Below are 21,721 nucleotides of genomic sequence, written 5' to 3'. Positions count from 1 at the left end.
CGGCCGGCGAGCGCACGGCCACGGCGCGCGAGAACGACCGAACGAGAGAACGAGACAACCGCGGGCCCGGCCGGTCGCAGGCCCGGCCTTGCCCGGAGCCCAGCGCCAGCGCCCCGGCGACGGTGCGCGCATAAGCACACAGCCAATGCGTCGTTCGGACGCCGGGCGTGCGGTGCAAGAATGGCCCGCACCGCGTTGGGCAGGCCACGCCTGTATCCGACGCACCTTGTTCCCGTCACCCAGAAAGAGACAGACCATGCGGATCGAAACCCTCGCCGTCCATGCCGGGCAGTCGCCCGACCCCACCACCAAGGCCGTGGCCGTGCCCATCTACCAGACGGTCGCCTACGCCTTCGACAGTGCCCAGCATGGCGCCGACCTGTTCGACCTGAAGGTGCAGGGCAACATCTACACGCGCATCATGAATCCGACGAACGACGTGCTGGAAAAGCGCGTCGCGGCACTCGAAGGCGGCATCGCCGCGCTGGCCGTGGCCTCGGGCATGGCCGCGATCACCTATGCGATCCAGACCATCGCCGAAGCCGGCGACAACATCGTCTCGGCCAGCACGCTCTACGGCGGCACCTACAACCTGTTCGCCCACACGCTGCCGCAGCAAGGCATCACCACCCGCTTCGCCGACGCCCGCGATCCGGCCAGCTTCGGCAAACTGATCGACGCCAAGACCAAGGCGATCTTCGTCGAGTCCATCGGCAACCCGCTGGGCAACGTGACCGACATCGCGGCGCTGGCGAAGGTGGCGCACGACCACGGCGTGCCGCTGATCGTGGACAACACCGTGCCCAGCCCCTACCTGCTGCGGCCCATCGAGCACGGCGCCGACATCGTGGTGCACTCGCTCACCAAGTACCTGGGCGGCCACGGCAACAGCGTGGGCGGCGCCATCGTGGACAGCGGCAAGTTCCCCTGGGCCAGGCACAAGGCGCGCTTTCCGCGACTGAACGAGCCCGATGTGAGCTACCACGGCGTGGTCTATACCGAGGCGCTGGGCGAGGCGGCCTTCATCGGCCGCGCGCGCGTGGTGCCGCTGCGCAACACCGGCGCGGCCCTGGCACCGCAGAACGCATTCCTCATCCTGCAGGGCATCGAGACGCTCGCGCTGCGCATGGACCGCATCTGCGAGAACACGCTGGCCATCGCCCGCGCGCTGCAAAGCCATCCGAAAGTGGAATGGGTGCGCTATGCCGGCCTGCCGGACCACCCCGACCATGCCCTGGTGCAGCGCCAGTTGGGTGGGCGGGCATCGGGCATCCTGTCGTTCAGCCTTCGCACGGACGGCGCAGCCGATCCGCGGGCGGCCGGGGCGCGCTTCCTGGATGCGCTGCAGCTCTTCACGCGGCTGGTCAACATCGGCGATGCACGCTCGCTGGCCACCCATCCCGCATCGACCACGCACCGCCAATTGGATGCCGAAGAGCTGGCCAAGGCCGGCGTGACGGAAGGCATGGTGCGGCTGTCGGTGGGCATCGAGCACATCGACGACCTGCAGGCGGATTTGGCACAGGCGCTCGACGCGGTGTAAGGCGCGCCGGCACGCGAGACATGTGCTGCCGGTCGGTGCTACCACCACGGCATTGCCAGGCGCCATGGACAACGCCACCGGGGGCCGTCCGAAGGGTTTGAGGTCTTTTTGGCCTCTCCCCCTAGGGAATCATGCGCTGACAGCTATAAAAATAATAGCAATTCAGCGTGCATCAAAGGTCGCGCGCCAGGCGCAGGCCCGAAAACTGCCAACGCGCCGTGGCCGGAAAGAAGTTGCGGTAGGTCGCCCGGACGTGCCCCGGCGGCGTGGCGCACGATCCACCGCGCAGCACGTACTGGTTGACCATGAACTTGCCGTTGTATTCACCCACGGCACCCTCGGCCACATGGAACCCGGGGTAGGCCGCGTAGCTGGACTGCGTCCATTCCCAGACATCGCCGAACAACTGGGCCAGGCCCCGCCCGGCATCGGACGCGGGCCGGGGGTGCAGCGCACCGCTGTCGGCGAAGTGTCCGCTGGACGGGTCTGCGCCCTGCAACGTGGCGGCCACTTCCCATTCGGCTTCGGTCGGCAGGCGCGCCCCGGCCCAGCGGGCGTAGGCATCGGCCTCGTAGTACGACAGGTGCACCGCAGGGGCGTGGGGCTGCAGCGGCCGCGGTCCTGCCAGCGTGAACTCATGCCACGCCGAGCCTTGGCGCCGCCAATAGATGGGGTGCTCCAGCGCCTGCGCCCGGCACCAGTCCCAGCCCTCGGCCAGCCAGTGGGCGGGATCGCGGTAACCGCCGTCCTCCACGAAAGCGAGGTATTCCGCCGTGGTGACGGGACGCGAGGCCAGCTCGAACGGTTGCACGTACACCCGGTGGCGCGGGCTCTCGTTATCGAACGCGAAGCCGTCGCTGCCGGGGTTCCCGATCTCGCACACCCCGCCGTTGAAGGCATGCCATGCCAGCGGCGTGCCGCCCGTGGGCGACTGCGCGGGCTGCGCCGCGGCATGGCCGGGCAAGCGGTAGGCGGGCCACAGCGGGCTGCACGACAGCAGGTGTTTGACGTCGGTGAGGATCAGCTCCTGGTGCTGCTGCTCGTGCTGCAGCCCGAGCTCGACCAGGGAAGCCAGCGCGGCATCGTCCGGCCGGTCGGCCATGAGGCGTGCCATGCGGGCATCCACGTCGGCGCGGTAGGCGAGCACCTGCGGCAGCGCCGGGCGGGTGAGCAGGCCACGCTGCGGCCGGGGGTGCTTGTCGCCCACGCCGTTGTAGTACGAATTGAAGATCACCCGGAAGGCCGGATGGAACGGAGCGAAGCCGGGCTCGTTCGGCTCCAGGATGAAGGTCTCGAAGAACCAGGTGGTGTGCGCGAGGTGCCATTTCACGGGGCTGGCATCGGGCATGGACTGCGCACAGCAGTCTTCGTCGGACAGCGGCAGGGCCAGCGCCATGGAAGCGCGGCGCACTTCGGAGTAGCGGGCGCCCAGCGTGCCGGGCGTCACGGCGTGGGAGAGGCGGGTGGCGAGGTTCATGGCTGTGCGTGCACCACGGCGAACCAGCCCCGGTCGTCGGTCCAGGCGTGGGCGCGCGAGAAGCCCGCGCGCGCCAGCAGTTCCTGGAAAGCCGACAGGCTGTATTTGTAGCTGTTTTCGGTATGGATGCGCTCGCCTGCAGCGAATTCGCGGCCACCGCCGGGCCAGCGCACCTGGACACCGTCGCGTGCCTCCAGGTGCATTTCGATGCGCGACTGCTCGCCGTTGAAAAACGCGCGGTGCTCCCACGCCTCGGGCTCGAAGTCGCTGCCGATCAGGCGATTGATGTGGGTGAGCACATTGCGGTTGAACGCCGCCGTGACGCCCGCTGCGTCGTCGTAGGCGGCTTGCAGCACTTGCACGTCCTTGGGCAGGTCGATGCCGATCAGCAGCGCGCCGTCGTCGTCCACCAGCGCCCGCATGCGCTTGAGCAAGTCCAGCGCCTGCGGGGGGTCGAAATTGCCGATCGACGAACCCGGGTAGAACACCACCCGCCGCTCCCGGGGAATGTCCGCCGGCAAATGGATGGTGCGGGTCAGGTCGCCCGCCACCGCGTGGGCCTTCAGCCCAGGCAGATCTTGGCACAGCCGGGCCACGCCCTCGCGCAGAAAATCGGCCGAAATGTCCACGCCCACGAACCGCTCGGGCTGCAAGAGCCGGCACAGCGTGCGCGCCTTCTCGCAGTTGCCCGCTCCCAGTTCGATGACCGTGCCGCCCTGCCCCACGGCCTGGGCCAGATCGTCGCCGTGCTGTCGCATCAGCGCATGTTCGGTTCGCGTGGGGTAGTACTCGGGCAGCCGGGTGATTTCTTCGAACAGTTGCGAGCCGCGCTGGTCGTAGAAATATTTGGGTGAAATGCACGCGGGACGGCTGGCCAGCCCCTGGATGACGTCGTGGTGCGGTGTGTTCTGCATGGCGCTCTGGCTGGGGGTCTGTCGGATCACGGCGCGCCTTTGCGGCAGCGCTGCAATGCCTGGCCATTCTGGGGCCGCTCTGCGGCAACCTGGCGAACGCCATGTAACAGAGGATTGCAGACGCCCCGCGAAATGGGTGTAGGACACGTCCGCAACTGCGCCCGGCATCCCCTCCGTCGCACAAGATCGGAGCGGACCGGACGGAATCGTCCACGGCCCCGCACGGCCTTTCGCCGACCAGGCAGCGGCAAACCGGAAGAGCCAGCGCAGTGAGCCGGGACTTCCCCTGAGCCCGCCGCGCAACGCGGACCCGCGAAAAAAAGCCGGCGCAATGCGCCGGCCCTGCCCCACCAGGCGATCAGCGGCCCGCTGCGGGCACGCGGCGGACGGCGATCAGAACCGCCAGCCCAGGCCGATGCCGGCCAGCACGGGATCGATCTTGAACGTGCCCAGCTTGGCGCCGGCGCCGAACACGTCGGTCTGGATATAGACCTTCTTCACATCGAAATTGAGCACCAGGTTCTTGGTGAGCGGAATGTCCACGCCGACCTGCAGCGCGCCGCCCCAGCTGCTCTTGTCGATGCTCACCCCGGCGGGCAGGCGCACGCACGTTGTGCCCCTTCTGCCCCTTCTGCCCCTTCTGCCGCAGCGGCGCTCGCTCAGTGCGCGCCCTTGCCCCGCATGCGCTGCACCAGCGTCACCACCGCCAGCACGATGGCGCCCGCGATGATGCCCACCACCGCATTGAGCAGGTTGGGCACGAGCACGCGCCACAGTCCGCCCGCCGGCCACTGCGCGGCCGATGCCGCCAGGCCCTCGACCGCGTGGTGCACGAACGGCACGCCGTGCACCAGAATGCCGCCACCCACCAGGAACATGGCGGCCGTGCCCGCGACCGACAGCACCTTCATCAACCACGGCGCGGCAGCGACGATGCCCCGGCCAATCGCCTGCGCGGCGCGGCTGGATTTGCCGGTGAGCCACAGGCCCAGATCGTCCAGCTTCACGATGCCGGCCACGAGGCCGTACACGCCCACCGTCATGATCATCGCGATGCCGGCCAGCACCGCCACCTGCTGGCCGAACGGCGCGCTCGCCACCGTGCCCAGCGTGATGGCGATGATTTCGGCGGACAGGATGAAGTCGGTGCGCACCGCGCCCTTGACCTTGTCTTTCTCGAACGCGGCGATGTCCACTGCCGGGTTGGCGTTGGCAAGGGCATGCGCTTCGCGGCCAGCCTCTTCCTTGGGCGCATCGTGGCTGTGCAGGAAACGATGGGCCAGTTTTTCGGCCCCCTCGAAGCACAGGAAAGCGCCGCCCACCATGAGCAGCGGCGTGACGGCCCAGGGGATGAACGCGCTGATCAGCAACGCGGCCGGAACGAGGATCGCCTTGTTCACCAGCGAGCCCTTGGCCACTGCCCAGACCACCGGAATCTCGCGCTCGGCGCGCACGCCGGTCACCTGCTGGGCATTCAGCGCCAGATCGTCGCCGAGCACGCCGGCCGTCTTTTGCGCCGCGACCTTGGTCATCGCCGACACGTCATCGGCCATGGCGGCGCTTTTCTTGGCGGCCACTTTGGTCATGAGCGCCACGTCGTCCAGAACGGTCGCGATATCGTCGAGCAGCGTCAAAAGACTGGCACCGGCCATGGGAATCCTTAAAAAATTCGAGGGAGAGAAAGAAGGCCTGCAGGCCGGGCGGCGCCCACTATAGCAACGCCCCGCAAGGCGCCCGTGTCGGCGCAGGGCGCATACTGGCGGCCCTCCCACCGATACCGGGGTCCTTCACGCGGGCTCTTCGTGCGCCGCATGCCAGGCTACCTGACCAAGCAAGAATCCATCGCCATTGCCGGCGCGGACAACCTCATCATCCGATCGCTGCTGGACCGCCAGCAGTTCTCCGACCCCTTCGGCGACGCAGAAACCCTGGGCATCTCCTCGGCCGCCTGGCCGCTCTTCGGCCTGCTCTGGCCCTCTGGCGCCCAACTGGCCGCGCGCATGGTGTCGCGGCCGGTGCAGGCCGGGGAACGCATTCTGGAACTGGGCTGCGGCCTGGCGCTGGCCAGCCTGGTGTGCCACCGCCGGGGTGCCGACGTCACCGCGAGCGATTGCCACCCGCTGGCAGGCAGCTTTCTGCGCGAGAACCTGCTGCTGAACGGCATGGCCCCCATGAAATACCGCCAGGGCCAATGGGGCAGCGGCGAGGCCCTGGGCCCGCCCGAAGCCCTGGAAAGCCCGCTGGCGCAGGCCCACGGCGGTCCCGTGCATGGGCTCTTCGATCTGATCATGGGCAGCGACCTGCTGTATGAGCGCGATGCCCGCGCCAGCCTCGCCCAGTTCATCGACCGGCACGCCAGCCCCCAGGCGCAGATCTGGATCGTGGACCCCGACCGCGGCAACCGCGCCGCGTTCAGCAAGCAGATGGCGGCGCAAGGCTTCGGCCTGCAGGAAGAGCGGCTGGATCAGGCTGCGGTGCTGGACGCACCCGCCTACAAGGGCCGGCTGCTGATCTACCAGCGCCCCCAGGCCTGACCCGACCGGGGGATGTCCCAAAGAACATCGGCACCCTGGCGAACCAGGGTGCCGATGCCGTCAAGCCGGGCCGAAGCGGTATCCCTGGCTCCCTGGCTCAGCCCACCCACTTGCGGGCATTGCGCCAGATGCGCATCCATGGGCTCAGCGCGCTGCGGTCGCCGCTGGTCCAGCTCATCTGCACGTTGCGGAACACGCGTTCCGCGTGCGGCATCATGGCCGTGAAACGTCCGTCCGCCGTGGTCACGGCCGTCAGGCCGCCCGCGCTGCCGTTGGGGTTGAACGGGTATTGCTCGGTCGCGGCGCCGTGGTGGTCCACATAGCGCATGGCGGCAATCGCCTGCGCGGGGTTGCCGCGGTATTTGAAGTTGGCATAGCCCTCGCCGTGCGCCACGGCGATCGGCAGGCGGCTGCCCGCCATGCCGGCAAAGAACAGGCTCGGTGATTCCAGCACTTCCACCAGCGACAGGCGGGCCTCGAAGCGCTCGCTCTGGTTGGTGGTGAAGCGCGGCCAGGCCTCGGCGCCGGGAATGATGTCGGCCAGTTCGGCAAACATCTGGCAGCCGTTGCACACGCCCAGGCCGAACGTGTCCTTGCGGCCGAAGAAGCCCTGGAACTGCTCGGACAGCACGGGGTTGAACGTGATCGAACGCGCCCAGCCGATGCCCGCGCCCAGCGTGTCGCCGTAGCTGAAGCCGCCGCAGGCCACCACGCCGGCAAAGTCCGACAAGCGGGCGCGGCCCGATTGCAGGTCGGTCATGTGCACGTCGTGGGCCTCGAAGCCGGCTTCGTTGAAGGCATAGGCCATTTCGATGTGCGAGTTGACGCCCTGCTCTCTCAGGATGGCGACCTTGGGCCGCGCGAGGTTCAGGAACGGCGCGGCCACGTCCTCGGCCGGGTCGAACGTGAGCGCCACGTGCAGGCCGGGGTCGGCAGGCACGCCGGCCGCCGCGTGTTCGGCATCGGCCGTGGCGGGGTTGTCGCGCTGTTGCGTGATCTTCCAGCTCACCGCGTCCCACACCTGGTGCAGGTCGGACAGGGTGGCGCTGAACACGCTCTTGGCATCGCGCCACACCTGCAGCTCGCCCTTGCCGGCGTCCATGGCGGACGAGGCGGGCCGCGTCTTGCCGATGAAGTGGCTGCACTTGGACAGCCCGTGCTCGCGCAGGGTCTGCATGACGTCGTTGCGCTCGGCGGTGCGCACCTGCAGCACCACGCCCAGCTCTTCGTTGAACAGCGCCTTGAGCGTCAGTTCTTCGCGGCGCGCGCTCACCTGCGAAGCCCAGTTCTTGGCATCGCCCGTTTCCATGCGGCTGTCGCTGATGCCGTCGCCCTCGGTCACGAGCAGATCGACGTTCAGCGCCACGCCCACATGGCCGGCAAAGGCCATCTCCGCCACCGTGGCCAGCAGGCCGCCGTCGCTGCGGTCGTGGTACGCCAGGATCTGGCCCTTGGCCCGCAGGGCGTTCACGGCATCGACCAGCCGCACCAGGTCCTGGGCGTCGTCCAGGTCGGGCACCACGTCGCCGCTCTGGTCCAGCACCTGGCCCAGGATGCTGCCGCCCATGCGCGCCTTGCCATGGCCCAGGTCGATCAGCACCAGCGTGGTGTCGTCTTCGACCGCGTCCAGCTGCGGCGTGAGCGTGCCGCGCACGTCGGCCAGCGTGGCGAAGCCGCTCACGATCAGGCTCACGGGCGAGGTGACCTTCTTCGCGCCGTTTTCGTCTTTCCACTGGGTGCGCATGGACAGCGAATCCTTGCCCACCGGGATCGAAATGCCCAGCGCCGGGCACAGTTCCATGCCCACGGCCTTCACGGTGGCGTACAGCGCGGCATCTTCACCGGGCTCGCCGCAAGCGGCCATCCAGTTGGCCGAGAGCTTCACGCGGGGCAGCTCGATGGGGGCCGCCAGCAGGTTGGTGATGGCCTCGGCCACGGCCATGCGGCCCGAGGCGGGCGCATCGATGGCGGCCAGCGGCGTGCGCTCGCCCATGCTCATCGCTTCGCCGGCGAAGCCCTGGAAGTCGGCCAGCGTGACGGCGCAGTCCGCCACCGGCACCTGCCAGGGGCCGACCATCTGGTCGCGGTGCGACAGGCCGCCCACCGTGCGGTCGCCGATGGTGATCAAAAAGCGCTTGCTGGCCACCGTGGGGTGGGCCAGCACGTCGATCACGGCCTTTTGCAGCGGCACGCCGGTCAGGTCGATGGGCGCGAACTGGCGCTGCACGGTGGCCACGTCGCGGTGCATCTTGGGCGGCTTGCCCAACAGCACTTCCATCGGCATGTCGACCGGGTGCTTTTGCCCGGCGGACGGCGCGGCCGTGTCTTCCAGCACCAGCTGGCGGTGCTCGGTGGCGGTGCCAATCACGGCGAAGGGGCAGCGCTCGCGCTCGCAGAAGGCCCGGAACTGCTCCAGGGATTCGGGGGCGATCGCCAGCACGTAGCGTTCCTGGCTTTCGTTCGACCAGATTTCCTTGGGCGCCATGCCCGACTCTTCGAGCTGCACCGCGCGAAGGTCGAAATGCGCACCGCGGCCGGCGTCGTTGGTCAGTTCGGGGAAGGCATTGGACAGGCCGCCCGCGCCCACGTCGTGGATCGCAAGGATGGGGTTGGCCGCACCTTGCGCCCAGCAGTGGTTGATGACCTCTTGCGCCCGGCGCTCGATCTCGGGGTTGCCGCGCTGCACCGAATCGAAATCCAGTTCGGCAGCGTTCGCGCCCGTGGCCATGGAGCTGGCGGCGCTGCCGCCCATGCCGATGCGCATGCCGGGGCCGCCCAGCTGGATCAGCAGCGAGCCCGCGGGGAATTCGATCTTCTGCGTCAGGCCCGCGTCGATGGTGCCCAGGCCGCCCGCGATCATGATCGGCTTGTGGTAGCCGCGCTCAACGCCCGCCACCGATTGCTCGTACTCGCGGAAGTAGCCCAGCAGGTTGGGACGGCCGAATTCGTTGTTGAACGCCGCGCCGCCCAGCGGGCCCTCGACCATGATCTGCAGCGGGCTGGCGATGTGCTCGGGCTTGCCGCCGCGTTCATCGCTCCAGCCGCCCCAGAGCTTGGACACCGTGAAGCCGGTCATGCCCGCCTTGGGCTTGGAGCCCCGGCCCGTCGCGCCCTCATCGCGGATTTCGCCACCCGCGCCCGTGGAGGCGCCGGGAAACGGGGAGATCGCCGTGGGGTGGTTGTGCGTTTCCACCTTCATCAGCACATGGTGGGTGGTGCTACTTTTTTCATAGCACACTGCCCTAGTATTACTTGCGCTGGATGGCATTTTTGCCAAGAACCGCTCGACGCGGGAGCCTTCCATGACGGAGGCGTTGTCCGAGTACGCCACCACCGTGTGCTGGGGCGCCAACTGGTGCGTGTTGCGGATCATGGCGAACAGGCTTTTGTCCTGCTTCTCGCCGTCGATGGTGAACTGCGCATTGAAGATCTTGTGGCGGCAATGCTCGCTGTTGGCCTGCGCGAACATCATCAGCTCCACATCGGTCGGATTGCGCGCCAGGCCCTGAAAGGCATTCACCAGGTAGTCGATCTCGTCGTCGGCCAGCGCCAGGCCCCACTGGGCATTGGCGGACTCCAGCGCGGTCCGCCCGCCGCCCAGCACATCCACGAAATCCATCGGCGCTGCCGGCAGCTCGGTGAAGAGCGCCGCGGCACCGGAGCGGTCCGCCACGGCCGATTCGGTCATGCGGTCGTGCAGCAGCGCGGCGATCTGGCCGCGCTGCACGTCGGTCAACGCAGGCGTGCCGCCCAGCAGGCCGGATTTGAGCGAAACGCGGTACTCGGTGATCCGCTCCACGCGCCGGATGGCCAGGCCGCAGTTGCGCGCGATGTCGGTCGCCTTCGACGCCCAGGGCGAAACCGTGCCCAGCCGCGGCGTGACCACGATGGCCAGGCCGTCCGCCGGACCGCTGTAGGGATCGCCGTAGGTCAGCAGCGCGGCCAGGCGCTCGGTTTCTGCCGGGGTGGGCACCGCGTCGGTGGCCACCAGGTGCACGAAGCGGGCAGCGATGCCCGTGATGCGATCGTGGATGGCTTGCAGCTGGGGCAGCAGCTGGCGCATGCGAAAGGCGCTGAGGGCGTTGCCGCCTTCGAACGTGCTGAGGTGCAAGGAGGGCTTCGTGGACGATGTCGGCGAGATCACTTCGGCGGCCTGTTGGTGATGGAAAGGGTGCGGCCCCACCCCGGAACGGCCGGCCGCTGACTGGGGCCGGCACGACGGGGTGCGGAGAATGCTGAGCCCGGCATTTTACCGGCGGCGGATCGGGTCGCGGCGCAAGCCTTCGCCCCGGCGAGCGCCGGCCGAAGCGCCGATGGGATAATTGCGCCCCATGAGCATCACCATCAAAGACGCCGAAGGCATTGCCGGCATGCGCGAAGCGTGCCGGCTGGCTTCGGAAGTGCTGGACTACATTGCGCCCCACATCCAGCCCGGCATGACCACGAATGAAGTCGACCGCCTCGCGGCCGAGTGCATGGCGCAGCAAGGCACCATCTCCGCCACCATCGGCTACCAGCCACCGGGCTACCCGCCCTATCCCAAATCGCTGTGCACGTCGATCAACAACGTGGTCTGCCACGGCATCCCGAACGACAAGCCCCTGAAGAAGGGCGACATCATGAACGTGGATGTCACCGTCATCACCAAGGACGGCTGGTACGGCGACAACAGCCGCATGTACCTGATCGGCGATGTTTCCATCGCCGCCAAGCGCCTGTGCAGCCTGACGTACGACGCCATGTGGATCGGCATCCAGAAAGTGAAACCCGGCGCGCGCCTGGGCGACGTCGGCCACGCGATCCAGAAATACGCCGAGCACCATGGCCTGTCGGTCGTGCGCGAGTTCTGCGGCCACGGCATCGGCCAGAAGTTCCACGAAGAGCCGCAAGTGCTGCACTACGGCTACCCCGGCACGCTGGACGAACTGCTGCCCGGCATGACCTTCACCATCGAGCCCATGCTGAACGCCGGCCGCCGCGAAGTGAAGGAATTCGGCAACGATGGATGGACCATCGTGACCAAGGACCGCAGCCTGTCGGCCCAGTGGGAACACACCGTCCTGGTGACCGAAACCGGGTATGAAGTGCTCACGCTGTCGGCGGGCTCGCCCCCGCCTCCCGCGTTCGTGACCGCGACCAAGACGTAACGGCGTCAAGACATCATGCGACGGGCGCCAGGGTGTTGAAAGCGCCCGCGTCCCGAGCGGTCGGCGGGCCAGAAACCCGGCGGCGCGGTGGTGGAGCGCACGCTTCTTGCTTCGGTCCGGTGCTAACCTGAGAACCATGTTGCCCCTTCAGCGCCAACCTCTTTTGCCGCCGTCCATGACCGACCTGCACACCCTGCGCGACGCCTACCGCCAAGACAAGGCGGCCTTGCTCACGTCGCTGCAATCGGCCGGCGCCAGCACGCGCGGCGTGCGCACCCTGCTGCACAAACTCTCCACCCTGGCGGACCGGCTGCTGCGCCAGCTGTGGCAGCGCGCCGGCATGCCGGACGATCTGGCGCTGCTCGCCGTGGGCGGCTACGGGCGCGCGCAACTCTTTCCGCATTCGGACGTGGACGTACTCGTCCTGCTGCCCGACGGGTCTTCGCCCGCTGCCGGCAGCGCGTTGTGCGCACCCATCGAATCGTTCATCGGCAGTTGCTGGGATGCGGGCCTGGAGATCGGATCGAGCGTGCGCACGGTGGGCGAGTGCCTCACCGAATCCGCCGCCGACGTGACCGTGCAGACCTCGCTGCTGGAGGCCCGGCGCGTCTGCGGCAGTGCGTCGCTGTTCACGGCATTCCAGCAGCGTTACGACGCGCAGATGGACGCCGAAGATTTCCTCGTCGCCAAGACGCTGGAGATGCGCCAGCGCCACACCAAATACGAAAACACGCCCTACTCCCTGGAGCCCAACTGCAAGGAATCGCCCGGTGGGCTGCGCGATCTGCAGACGGTGCTGTGGGTGGCCCGCGCCGCGGGCCTCGGCCGCGATTGGCGTGAACTGGCCGCCAACGGCATGGCCACGCCCTTCGAGGTGGCCCAGATCGAGCGCAACGAGGCGGTGCTGTTTCTCATCCGCTCGCGCCTGCACGCCATCGCCGGGCGGCACGAAGACCGGCTGGTGTTCGACCTGCAGACCGCCGTGGCCGAATCGTTCGGCTACCGCTCGCATTCGCCCGACGGCAAGCGCCTGGCCATGCGCGCGAGCGAAACGCTCATGCGCCGCTACTACTGGGCGGCCAAGGCCGTGTCGCAGCTCAGCCAGATGCTGCTGCTGAACATCGAGGAGCGGCTCAGCCCCTCCACGCACGAACTGCACCGCATCAACGAGCGTTTTTTCGAAAAAGCCGGCCTGATCGAGGTGGCCAGCGACGATCTGTACGAAAAGAATCCCCACGCCATCCTGGAAACGTTCCTGCTCTACGAAACCACGGTGGGGCTCAAGGACCTTTCGGTTCGCACGCTGCGCGCGCTGTACAACGCGCGCGGCGCGATGGACAGCGCCTTCCGCCGCGACCCGGTGAACCGAGCGACCTTCATGAAGATCCTGCGGCAACCCGCCGGCATCACGCATGCGATGCGGCTCATGAACCAGACTTCGGTGCTGGGCCACTACCTGTGGCCGTTTCGCCGCATCGTGGGCCAGATGCAGCACGACCTGTTCCATGTCTATACGGTGGATCAGCACATCCTGATGGTGCTGCGCAACGTGCGCCGTTTCTTCATGGCCGAGCACGCCCACGAATACCCGTTCTGCTCGCAACTGGCGGGCGGCTGGGACAAGCCCTGGCTGCTGTACCTGGCAGCGCTGTTCCATGACATCGGCAAAGGCCGCGGCGGCGACCACTCCAAGATCGGCGCCGAGGAAGTGCGCCACTTCTGCCGCCAGCACCACGTGGACGAAGAAGACGCGGCGCTGGTCGAGTTCCTCGTGCGCGAACACCTCGCCATGAGCCAGGTCGCGCAAAAGCAGGACCTGTCGGACCCCGACGTCATCGGCGCCTTCGCCCAGCGCGTCGGCAGCGAACGCCACCTGACGGCGCTGTACCTGCTGACCGTGGCCGACATCCGCGGGACCAGCCCCAAGGTGTGGAACGCCTGGAAGGGCAAGCTGCTGGAAGACCTTTACCGCGCCACGCTGCGCGCCCTGGGCGGCCATGCACCCAACGCCGCGGCCGAAATCGAAGCCCGCAAGCGCGAGGCCCTGGTCATGCTCGCGCTTCAGGCACAGCCTTTCGAGGCGCACAAGAAGTTGTGGAACACGCTCGATGTCGGTTACTTCATGCGCCACGAGGCGGCCGATATCGCCTGGCACGCGCGCCATCTGTCGCGCCATGTGGGCACGGGGCGCACGGTGGTGCGCGCACGGCAATCGCTGGCGGGCGAAGGCCTTCAGGTCACGGTGTACGCCTCAGACCAGCCCGATCTGTTCGCGCGCATCTGCGGGTACTTCGACAGGGCGGGGTTCAGCATTCTGGATGCGCGGGTGCACACCGCCCACGACGGCTGCGCGCTCGACACGTTCCAGGTCGTGGCTTCGGAGCAGGCGGGGCACTACCGAGAACTCACGCACATGGTGGAAAGCGACCTGGTCCGCGCCATCGAGGACGGCAGCGCGGAACTGCCGGAGCCCGGCCGCAAACGCGTATCGCGCCGCGTGAAGAGCTTTCCGGTCGCTCCGCGCGTCACGCTGCGCCCCGATGAGAAAGCCCAGCGCTGGCTCATCAACATCTCCGCCAGCGATCGCGCCGGCCTGCTCTACCTTGTGGCGCGCATCCTCTCGCGCCACCGCCTGAGCGTGCAACTGGCCAAAGTCAGCACGCTGGGCGAGCGCGTGGAGGACACCTTCCTCGTGCATGGTCCCGAGCTGCAGAGCAACGCGCGCCAGATCCAGATCGAAACTGAACTGCTGAACGCGCTCTCGGAGTAAGCATGGGTCGTCGGTGGATGACAGCCTCGGCATGCTCGAGCGGCATCACTGCCTGCAGGCGACTCGTGTGCTATAAAATTTATAGCACACTCCCGTCGTATTGATTGCGCTGGAGGTACTTTTCATTAAAAGCGCCAACGCCAACGCCAACGCGTTCGGGCCTCAATCGTCTTCGGCGGCATCGATCTCGGGAAACAGCACTTCCGTGAAGCCGAACTGGGTGAAATCGCGCACCCGCATCGGGTACAGCTTGCCGATCAGGTGATCGCATTCGTGCTGCACCACGCGCGCGTGGAAGCCCTCCGCCGTCCGATCAATGGGGTCGCCGTACGGATCAACCCCTTGGTAACGGATGCGGGTCCAGCGGGGCACCTTGCCGCGCAGGCCGGGAATGGACAGGCAGCCTTCCCAGTCTTCCTCCTCTTCATCCCCCAGCGGGGTGATCTGCGGATTGATCAGCACCGTGCGCGGCACCAGGGGGCGGTCGGGGTAACGCGGGTTCAGGCGGTCGGAGCCGAAGATCACCAGCTGCAGGTCGACACCGATCTGCGGGGCAGCGAGGCCGGCGCCATTCACGGCCTCCATGGTTTCCAGCATGTCGCGCACCAGCAGGTGCAGCGCGTCGGTGTCGAATTCGGTCACGGGCTGGGCCACGCGCAGCAGGCGCGCGTCACCCATCTTGAGAATGGTTTGAACGGTCATGGATCAAAAAACAAAGCCGACGCCAGGTCGAAAGTGCTGAGCAGCATAGCGCCGCCGGTGGCACAGCGGCAGGCACAATCCGCACATGCCGCCCCCGCCAGAGCCTTCGCCCCCACCGCCGCGCCCTGCCCCGCTGCCCCTGCCCGTGCGCTGGTTGCTGCTGTGCTTCGCCGTGCTGAGCCTGGTGACCGGCGTCATCGGAATCTTCGTGCCGGGCCTGCCGACGACGGTGTTCATACTCATGGCAGGCTGGGCCGCCGCCCGAAGCTCGCCGCGCTTGCATGCCTGGCTTTGGCGCCACCCCGTGTTCGGCGCCATGCTGCGCGACTGGGCCAACGGAGGCCAGGTAAGCCGCCGCGCCAAATGGAGCGCCAGCGCGCTCATGGCGCTGGCGGCTGCCATGCTCGTCTTCGGCAACGCGCCGCGCTGGGTCGCCATCAGCGCGTCCCTGTGCATGGCGTGCGTGCTGGCGTGGCTGTGGCAACGGCCGGAGCCGGGCCACTGAACGAATGCAGGGCCGCATCTGCTGGTAGTCGCCCAACGGGGTGAGTTATCGGCAATTTGCTCACTTTTTGTGTATATAATCTAAGTCTTGTTCCTCGATAGCTCAGTCGGTAGAGCGCCGGACTGTTAATCCGTAGGTCCCTGGTTCGAGCCCAGGTCGAGGAGCCAAGATCATCAAGGCCTTGCATGTGTACGCAGGGCCTTTTACATCGCTAGTCACACACCGAATATTCCTCGATAGCTCAGTCGGTAGAGCGCCGGACTGTTAATCCGTAGGTCCCTGGTTCGAGCCCAGGTCGAGGAGCCACTTACAAGCCGCATGGCAACTGGAATACCCGCTATCTTATCGATAGCGGGTATTTTGCTTTTTCGACATCGAAGTCCAGTCTTGTCACGATTCATGTCACGATCCATTTGTGTACGGCCATGTAGGAATTTGGCAACGAAACGGTTGCAGTTGGCCACCAATGGATCAAAAGGAAAAATTACGGGCGGCAAATACGGTCCGGTGCGCAGTGTCGGCGTTCGCCGGACGGACAAGCACCGGCCTGGAGGTGGCCCGACGCTTGCGTCCACGGAACAATGGCTACTGGACGTTCAGGCCCTCGTGGTCGCCACGCTCGCGCCACGCCTTCAACAACTGGGCAAACTCGAGCGTGCCGCCACCGTAGTTGTTGGCGATCCAGCTCTTGTTCAGGTCGCCCCCCTCGTCGTTGAAGTAGCTGGGCGTACAGGCAGCCAGGTAGGCGCGGGCCATCTGCGATTTGTCGACCAGGGTCTGCAGCCAAGCCGCCTCGGCGCTGGCTGTGGCTTCGATGCGCGTGGCGCCCACCTTGCGCGTGGTATTGATGAGATCGACCAGATGCTCAACCTGCTCGGTCAGCATGTCGGTGAAGTTGGGCTTCACGCCGTTTTGCCCGACGCCCAGAAAAAAGAAGTTCGGAAAGCCATGCGCATAGAAACCGTGCAGGCTGCGCATGCCGTTCTCGAAGTGTTGCGCCAGCGTCTTGCCGCCCACCCCGCGAACCGTGAAACCCGAACGCCTGCTGTAATCAGTGCCGACCTCGAAGCCAGTGGCGAACACGATGCAGTCCACGGGGTACTCGACGCCGGCATGCGTGAACCCATGCTCACCGATCTCGTCGAGCCCGGCCCCGCGCGTGTCGACGAGCGAGACGTTGTCACGGTTGAAGGCGGGCAGGTAGTTGTCGTTGAACGCCGGGCGCTTGCACAGCACCCCGTACCAGGCCTTCAGGCCGTCGGCCACGTCAGGCCGCTTCACGGTCTGCGCCACGCGCTCGCGCCACTCCGAGCCGATCCGAAAATCCGCTTGCTCCGCCAACGGCATCGCGATCTCTGGCGTCAGCGGCGTGCCGTCCGTAGGGATCCAGCCCGCACGCACGCCATAGAAAAGGCGCGTCCAGCCGTCGGCCACAAGATCCTTTTCAGCCTTGACGCCTTCGATCCATCCGTTGAAGTTGTGCATGCGCTCGCGCTGCCAGCCAGCCTGCAGGGACTTCGCCCACGCCGGATCGGTGGGCGCATTGCCACGTTCGCCCACGTTCACGGGCGTGCGCTGAATCACGTACAGATGCTGGGCGTACTGTGCGACGTAGGGGACGCATTGCACCGCCGTGGCGCCGGTGCCGATCACGGCGACGCGCTTGTCGGCCAGGCCCGTCAGGCCGCCACTGGCGTTGCCGCCGGTGTAGGCGTAGTCCCAGCGGCTGGTGTGGAACAACTTGCCCTTGAAGCGCTCGATGCCCGGAATGTTGGGAAGCTTAGGCCGGTTCAGCGGCCCGCTGGCAGTGAAAACGTAGCGCGCGCGCAGCACGTCCCCCCGATCGGTCGAAATGATCCAGCGGCGCGTCGCTTCGTCCCAGTTCATCTCCGCGACCTGCGTCTGCAGCAGCGATCGCTCGTACAGCCCGAAATGACGAGCGATGCGCTGTGCGTGCGCGAAGATCTCGGGCGCGTGGGCGTACTTCTCCGTCGGCACATAGCCGGTTTCTTCGAGAAGCGGCATGTAGATGTACGACTCGGTGTCGCACTGCGCGCCGGGGTATCGGTTCCAATACCAGGTGCCACCGAAGTCGCCTGCCTTGTCGAGGATGCGGAAGTCATCGATGCCGGCCTTCTTCAGGTTGGCTGCGCAGACCAGGCCGCCGAAGCCGCCGCCCACCACCAGCACGTCGATGGTCTCGTCCACGGCCTCGCGCACGAGAGGCTGCTCGATATACGGGTCATCCTCCAGGGCCTCGAAACCGGCGTCGGTGCCAATGTACTGCGCGTTGCGTTGGGGTTTGAGGCGAGCGTCGCGCTCGTGCGCGTACTTCTGCCTCAATGCGGCTGCGTCGAGCGCGAGGGCTTGGCGGGTGGGTGCGTCTGCCGGGTTGGCTGGGTTCATGATGCGTCTCCGCCTCGGGCCGCGCGGGCCCCGGCCTGGTTGTTGTGAAATGGCATAGTCAATGGCGCTGGAGGCGTTGAGCGGCGCTCACCACCCCCTCTTACATCGTCAGGGGACGATGATGATCTTGGTGTCCTGTTCGGGCGACGCCAGCCGATCGAAGGCGCCCTGTACACCCTCGATGCCCACGTGGCCGGTGATCAACGAATCCAGCCGGATCTGCTCGGTTGCCAGCAGCGAAAAGGCCTCGGCGTATTCATCAGGCGTGAACGCCATGCAGAAGGCCAGGTCGATTTCCTTCATGATCGCGAACGTGGGCTTGTAGCTGTCGGTTTCCATGCACACGCCCGCAACGACGACCTTGGACGAGGGCGGGGCACCGGCCAGAATCTGCTGAACGACGCCAGGACTGCCGACGCACTCGAACACCACCGCGGGCCGGAAGGCGTAGCCCGGGAACATTGCCGTCTGCCGCCCGAAGTCCGAGGGTGCGGTGGCGGCTGCCATCGATTTCCACGAGTCGAAGGGCGACGTGTCGCGGGGATCCACCACCACGTCGGCGCCCAGGGCCCTGGCCATGGCGCGGCGCGTCGGCGAGAAATCCGCCGCTACGATCGGACCGATGCCGCGCATGCGCAGCACCGCGATCACCGCCAGGCCGATGGGTCCGCATCCGATGACGATGGGTACGTCACGGCTGCCGACGGCGCCCCGGTTGACCGCGTGCAGTGCAACGGCCAGCGGCTCGGTCAAGGTCGCGACGTCGTTCGGGATGCCATCGGGCACCGGCAGCAGCAGGGCCTCGGTCAGGACCATGTACTCCGCGTAGCCACCGGGCGTGTCGATGCCGCCGAAGCCCAGGGTCACCGGCTGCTGGCGCAGCAAAAAGGGCGCCGACACGACACGGGCGCCCGCTGCTAGCGCACGGCTGCACCCAGCGCCGTGCTCCACGACCTCGGCGCAGATCTCGTGCCCCATGACGACGGGCTGGTGGTAGTCGAACAATCGCTGGCCGGTGGCCTCGAATGCCGCCTGGAGCAGATGCTGACCATGCTTGGCGCAGTGCAGGTCGCTGCCGCAGATGCCGCAGGCGAGTGTGCGAACCAACACTTCTCCAGGCCCGGGCTGAGGGATCGCGACGTGGCTCACGGAGAGCTGGCCCTCCTGCATCACAACGGCGCGCATCGTCATATGCGCCTCCGTACCGTAGAAGCGCTGCGGCGGCTTAGTGAGAGGGTGCGCAGCCCGAGGCGGCGTGTAGGGTGACCGGGGAGACTGGTGTCGCCAGCCCCGCCGATCGCATGGATCGATGTCATGTGTCTTTTCTCCTGATTCGGTTTCGAGGCCCAGCTTCTTTGCGGCTGGACCCGAGTCATTCTGGTCAGGCGACTTCCACGCGTCTTGTCATTTGGCGATTCATACTTGACATTTCGCGACACGCCTTCCGGGGCAGACGGGCCGCGAGGGCTGGCGCAAGACCTTTCGCTAACGTGTGAGCAGGTGGAGCGCCTTACCCTCGCAGCGTTGCGGATCCGCTTGTGGGCGAGCCTTCAATGACCGCGGCTGCGCCGCGCGATCAGCTGCCGGGGTGACTCTCCGTACCAGCGGCGGCAGGCACGGGCATAGCTGCTCGGCTCGTGGTAGCCGAGCATGCTGGCGATCTGGCGGACTTGAAGTCCACGCTCCGACAGGTACCAGGCCTTGTCACGACGCACTTGGTCCAGGATGTCCTCGAAAGACGTACCCGACTCGGCCAGCTTGCGCTGCAAAAAGCGCGGGTGGATAAGCAATGCCTGTGCGACCGACGATAGGTTGGCTTGGTTGCCCGGCAGCATCCGCAGGATCAACTGCTGCACGCGGCCCGCCAGCGGCAGCACGGGATCGATCTGGCCCAGGTAATACTTCGCCAGCGACAGTACGGCGGGGTCTCTGCCTTCGATGCCGCGGTGCAACTGTTCGTTGGGCAGATGAATGGCATTGCGATCGCTGCCGAACTCGACACGGGTGCCGAAGTAGTGCTGGTAGGTCTCAGGCGTCGAGATCGGGTTGTGCTGCATGGTCACGCGCAGCGGCACGAACTCCTTGCCCAGCACCAGCCGCAACGCCTGCATGGCCACCATCAGGCCCTTCTCCACCGTCTGGTCGCGGTGTGCCAGTTGCCAGGGCGCGATCTCCAGCGAGAAAGCCGTCGAGCGAGAGCCCCGGCACAGTTCGAGAGCATCCGGCGGCGCACAGTGATAGAGGTAGCGTGAGACGCCCTCCAACGCATCTTCCAGCGTCTCCGCATGCCGCATGAGAAGCGCTACCGGACCCAGGATTTCGATGCCTTGGCGCTGTCCCAGGCGCATACCGAAGTCCGGACAGTCCAGCTGCACCGCGGCGCGCCCGATGACCGCGGTCACTGCCGAATAGCTCAGCAGGCCCTCGGCGCAGCCGGCCGCACTTGGGTCGACGCCGTGCGCCTGCATGATGGCTTTCGCATCGCCACCCAGGCCGGCCACCAAATCGGAGAAGTGCATCAGCGCCGAGGCTGCGATCAGACCCGTCATACCCGTTCCACCTTTCGTTGCCTCGGGCCACCTCGCGCAGCCCACACCGCCGCCGCGATCACGGCGCCCGCGCAGTTTGGCAGCAAACGCCCCTTCCGCGGAGAGGTGAATCCCTGAGCACGCGCGGCGACTCAGAACGCCACGGACGATGCCCCCTTCAGTGCGAGCATCTCGCAGGCCTCGGCCGGCGTTGCGATGTCCAGCGAGAGGCTGCTCAGAATGCCCTTGATCTTCAGCACCTGCTGCGCATTGCTCTTGGCCAGCTCACCCCGACCGATGAAAAGGCTGTCTTCCAGACCGACACGGACGTTGCCGCCGAGCATCGCGCCCTGCGTGATCAACGGCATCTGATGGCGGCCCGCCGCCAGCACCGACCAGACGTAGTCCTAGCCGAACAGTTTGTCGGCCGTTCGACGCATGAACAACACGTTGTCGGCATCCACCCCGATGCCGCCCATGATACCGAAAACGGTCTACAAGGCGCCTCAGGATTCTCGAGATGTGTTCAGGCTGGATCGCTGCCGCCGGAAGCCCAGCAAGATCAGGAAAGGCTTTCAATACGTGGTTGCCGAACATGCTCTCTGCGTCAGAGGCGCTATCGGTTTTCTCCTGCGCCCTGAGCGATTCAATGTAGGCAGCCAGCACCAAGGCAAGGGTTCTGTCCTTAGCCTCCTGCAACGTCGTGATCGCCATGGCCTCAGCCACACGTTTCGTCTCGCGTTGGATCTCCCGCTGCAACATCGGATCCTGTCCCGCGCTGATCAGCGCCTGCAACTGCGCAGCCTGGCTCCGGGCTTGAGAGAGAGTGAAGCAGTTCTCCGTTTCCGTCGGGCTGTAACGCCCGATGGTGAGACGAGAACTCTTGCGGCCGCGTGTCCAATTGAAGATCCATTCTGTAACAGTGCCATGGGCGAACTTGCGCTTGCGGATCTTCAGGCTACCGCTGCTTGGACGCACAGCGCCGTCGGCCAACGTCTCCCCAGGCTTCAGGCTTGAGATCCTCACGACGGTCAGTGGCTTCGGGGCAGTTCGTTTGACACCGCTAGTTGTGATGTCTCAATAGGTTGTTCACCCGAATGGGTCTGGGAAACTGGAGTTAACACGCTTCAGAGTCACAGAGGGATCCCACCGGATGAACAGCCATAAGAATGCCAGATTGACATTGGAAGGTCGC

Annotated in this window: 13 protein-coding genes, 2 tRNA genes and 3 pseudogenes; 7 read left to right on the top strand and 11 right to left on the bottom strand. The window is 66.5% G+C overall.

Going from position 1 to position 21,721, the window contains the following annotated elements:
- Positions 1-256: 256 nt before the first annotated feature.
- A complete protein-coding gene (locus AVHM3334_RS01875) occupies positions 257-1,543 on the top strand; it encodes an O-acetylhomoserine aminocarboxypropyltransferase/cysteine synthase family protein (protein WP_284409156.1) in 1,287 nt (428 codons plus the stop codon).
- Positions 1,544-1,715: 172 nt separating this feature from the next.
- On the opposite strand, the gene egtB is transcribed toward AVHM3334_RS01875, so the two are convergent.
- The 4 genes and pseudogenes from egtB to AVHM3334_RS01855 all read right to left on the bottom strand — a co-directional run bounded on the left by egtB (position 1,716) and on the right by AVHM3334_RS01855 (position 5,586).
- Positions 1,716-3,020 (bottom strand): ergothioneine biosynthesis protein EgtB, encoded by a 1,305-nt coding sequence (gene egtB / locus AVHM3334_RS01870; RefSeq protein WP_284409154.1) that lies wholly within the window; start codon positions 3,018-3,020, stop codon positions 1,716-1,718.
- Positions 3,017-3,934: an L-histidine N(alpha)-methyltransferase gene (gene egtD, locus AVHM3334_RS01865; RefSeq protein WP_284409396.1), complete on the bottom strand. Its 918-nt coding sequence runs from the start codon at positions 3,932-3,934 to the stop codon at positions 3,017-3,019. The genes egtB and egtD overlap by 4 nt, the downstream gene beginning before the upstream one ends.
- 393 nt (positions 3,935-4,327) lie before the next feature.
- Positions 4,328-4,540, bottom strand: a pseudogene (locus AVHM3334_RS01860) (OmpW family outer membrane protein); the annotation flags it as partial.
- 53 nt (positions 4,541-4,593) lie between these two features.
- A complete protein-coding gene (locus AVHM3334_RS01855; RefSeq protein WP_284409152.1) occupies positions 4,594-5,586 on the bottom strand; it encodes a DUF808 domain-containing protein in 993 nt (330 codons plus the stop codon).
- A gap of 159 nt (positions 5,587-5,745) precedes the next feature.
- On the opposite strand from AVHM3334_RS01855, the gene AVHM3334_RS01850 reads away from it, so the two are divergent.
- Entirely contained in the window at positions 5,746-6,468 is a 723-nt protein-coding gene (locus AVHM3334_RS01850; RefSeq protein WP_284409151.1) for a class I SAM-dependent methyltransferase, read from the top strand.
- 97 nt (positions 6,469-6,565) lie between these two features.
- Here AVHM3334_RS01850 and purL read toward each other — a convergent pair whose 3' ends face one another.
- On the bottom strand, positions 6,566-10,579 hold the full coding sequence (gene purL, locus AVHM3334_RS01845; RefSeq protein WP_284409150.1) for a phosphoribosylformylglycinamidine synthase: 4,014 nt from the start codon (positions 10,577-10,579) through the stop codon (positions 6,566-6,568).
- A 220-nt stretch (positions 10,580-10,799) separates the two neighbouring features.
- Between purL and map the strand changes: the two genes are divergently transcribed.
- Positions 10,800-11,615, top strand: coding sequence for a type I methionyl aminopeptidase (gene map / locus AVHM3334_RS01840; RefSeq protein ID WP_284409149.1), 816 nt, complete (start codon positions 10,800-10,802; stop codon positions 11,613-11,615).
- A gap of 175 nt (positions 11,616-11,790) precedes the next feature.
- The gene (locus AVHM3334_RS01835; RefSeq protein WP_284409147.1) at positions 11,791-14,385 is read left to right on the top strand and encodes a [protein-PII] uridylyltransferase; all 2,595 of its coding nucleotides are present in this window, start codon (positions 11,791-11,793) and stop codon (positions 14,383-14,385) included.
- Positions 14,386-14,547: 162 nt separating this feature from the next.
- Here the strand turns inward: AVHM3334_RS01835 and def are convergent, their stop codons facing one another.
- On the bottom strand, positions 14,548-15,087 hold the full coding sequence (gene def / locus AVHM3334_RS01830; protein ID WP_284409145.1) for a peptide deformylase: 540 nt from the start codon (positions 15,085-15,087) through the stop codon (positions 14,548-14,550).
- 85 nt (positions 15,088-15,172) lie between these two features.
- On the opposite strand from def, the gene AVHM3334_RS01825 reads away from it, so the two are divergent.
- The 3 genes from AVHM3334_RS01825 (at position 15,173) to AVHM3334_RS01815 (ending at position 15,898) form a co-directional block, all read left to right on the top strand.
- Positions 15,173-15,592, top strand: coding sequence for a YbaN family protein (locus AVHM3334_RS01825; RefSeq protein ID WP_284409143.1), 420 nt, complete (start codon positions 15,173-15,175; stop codon positions 15,590-15,592).
- A gap of 91 nt (positions 15,593-15,683) precedes the next feature.
- Positions 15,684-15,759, top strand: a tRNA-Asn gene (locus AVHM3334_RS01820).
- Positions 15,760-15,822: 63 nt separating this feature from the next.
- A tRNA-Asn gene (locus AVHM3334_RS01815) sits at positions 15,823-15,898 on the top strand.
- Positions 15,899-16,177: 279 nt separating this feature from the next.
- On the opposite strand, the gene AVHM3334_RS01810 is transcribed toward AVHM3334_RS01815, so the two are convergent.
- The 5 genes and pseudogenes from AVHM3334_RS01810 to AVHM3334_RS23845 form a co-directional block, all read right to left on the bottom strand.
- The gene (locus AVHM3334_RS01810) at positions 16,178-17,998 is read right to left on the bottom strand and encodes a flavin-containing monooxygenase (RefSeq protein WP_284409140.1); all 1,821 of its coding nucleotides are present in this window, start codon (positions 17,996-17,998) and stop codon (positions 16,178-16,180) included.
- Between the two features lie 108 nt (positions 17,999-18,106).
- Positions 18,107-19,189: a zinc-binding dehydrogenase gene (locus AVHM3334_RS01805; protein WP_284409138.1), complete on the bottom strand. Its 1,083-nt coding sequence runs from the start codon at positions 19,187-19,189 to the stop codon at positions 18,107-18,109.
- A 359-nt stretch (positions 19,190-19,548) separates the two neighbouring features.
- A complete protein-coding gene (locus AVHM3334_RS01800) occupies positions 19,549-20,547 on the bottom strand; it encodes an AraC family transcriptional regulator (protein WP_284409136.1) in 999 nt (332 codons plus the stop codon).
- A 131-nt stretch (positions 20,548-20,678) separates the two neighbouring features.
- Positions 20,679-21,020: pseudogene (locus tag AVHM3334_RS01795) on the bottom strand (beta-keto acid cleavage family enzyme); the annotation flags it as partial.
- 313 nt (positions 21,021-21,333) lie between these two features.
- Positions 21,334-21,504 (bottom strand): annotated as a pseudogene (locus AVHM3334_RS23845) (hypothetical protein); the annotation flags it as partial.
- Between the last annotated feature and the right edge of the window lie 217 nt (positions 21,505-21,721).

Origin of the sequence: Acidovorax sp. SUPP3334, from assembly GCF_030159055.1 — a bacterium.
In the GTDB taxonomy this organism is placed as follows: Bacteria; Pseudomonadota; Gammaproteobacteria; order Burkholderiales; family Burkholderiaceae_C; genus Paracidovorax.
This window is presented reverse-complemented; position numbering and strand designations above follow the sequence as displayed.

Coding starts and splice junctions, on each gene's coding strand:
- AVHM3334_RS01850 (WP_284409151.1), top strand. CDS start 5,746: ATGCCAGGCTACCTGACCAAGCAAGAATCCATCGCCATTGCCGGCGCG.
- AVHM3334_RS01875 (WP_284409156.1), top strand. CDS start 257: ATGCGGATCGAAACCCTCGCCGTCCATGCCGGGCAGTCGCCCGACCCC.
- AVHM3334_RS01825 (WP_284409143.1), top strand. CDS start 15,173: ATGCCGCCCCCGCCAGAGCCTTCGCCCCCACCGCCGCGCCCTGCCCCG.
- def (WP_284409145.1), bottom strand. CDS start 15,087: ATGACCGTTCAAACCATTCTCAAGATGGGTGACGCGCGCCTGCTGCGC.
- AVHM3334_RS01810 (WP_284409140.1), bottom strand. CDS start 17,998: ATGAACCCAGCCAACCCGGCAGACGCACCCACCCGCCAAGCCCTCGCG.
- egtD (WP_284409396.1), bottom strand. CDS start 3,934: ATGCAGAACACACCGCACCACGACGTCATCCAGGGGCTGGCCAGCCGT.
- egtB (WP_284409154.1), bottom strand. CDS start 3,020: ATGAACCTCGCCACCCGCCTCTCCCACGCCGTGACGCCCGGCACGCTG.
- AVHM3334_RS01805 (WP_284409138.1), bottom strand. CDS start 19,189: ATGACGATGCGCGCCGTTGTGATGCAGGAGGGCCAGCTCTCCGTGAGC.
- map (WP_284409149.1), top strand. CDS start 10,800: ATGAGCATCACCATCAAAGACGCCGAAGGCATTGCCGGCATGCGCGAA.
- AVHM3334_RS01800 (WP_284409136.1), bottom strand. CDS start 20,547: ATGACGGGTCTGATCGCAGCCTCGGCGCTGATGCACTTCTCCGATTTG.
- AVHM3334_RS01835 (WP_284409147.1), top strand. CDS start 11,791: ATGACCGACCTGCACACCCTGCGCGACGCCTACCGCCAAGACAAGGCG.
- AVHM3334_RS01855 (WP_284409152.1), bottom strand. CDS start 5,586: ATGGCCGGTGCCAGTCTTTTGACGCTGCTCGACGATATCGCGACCGTT.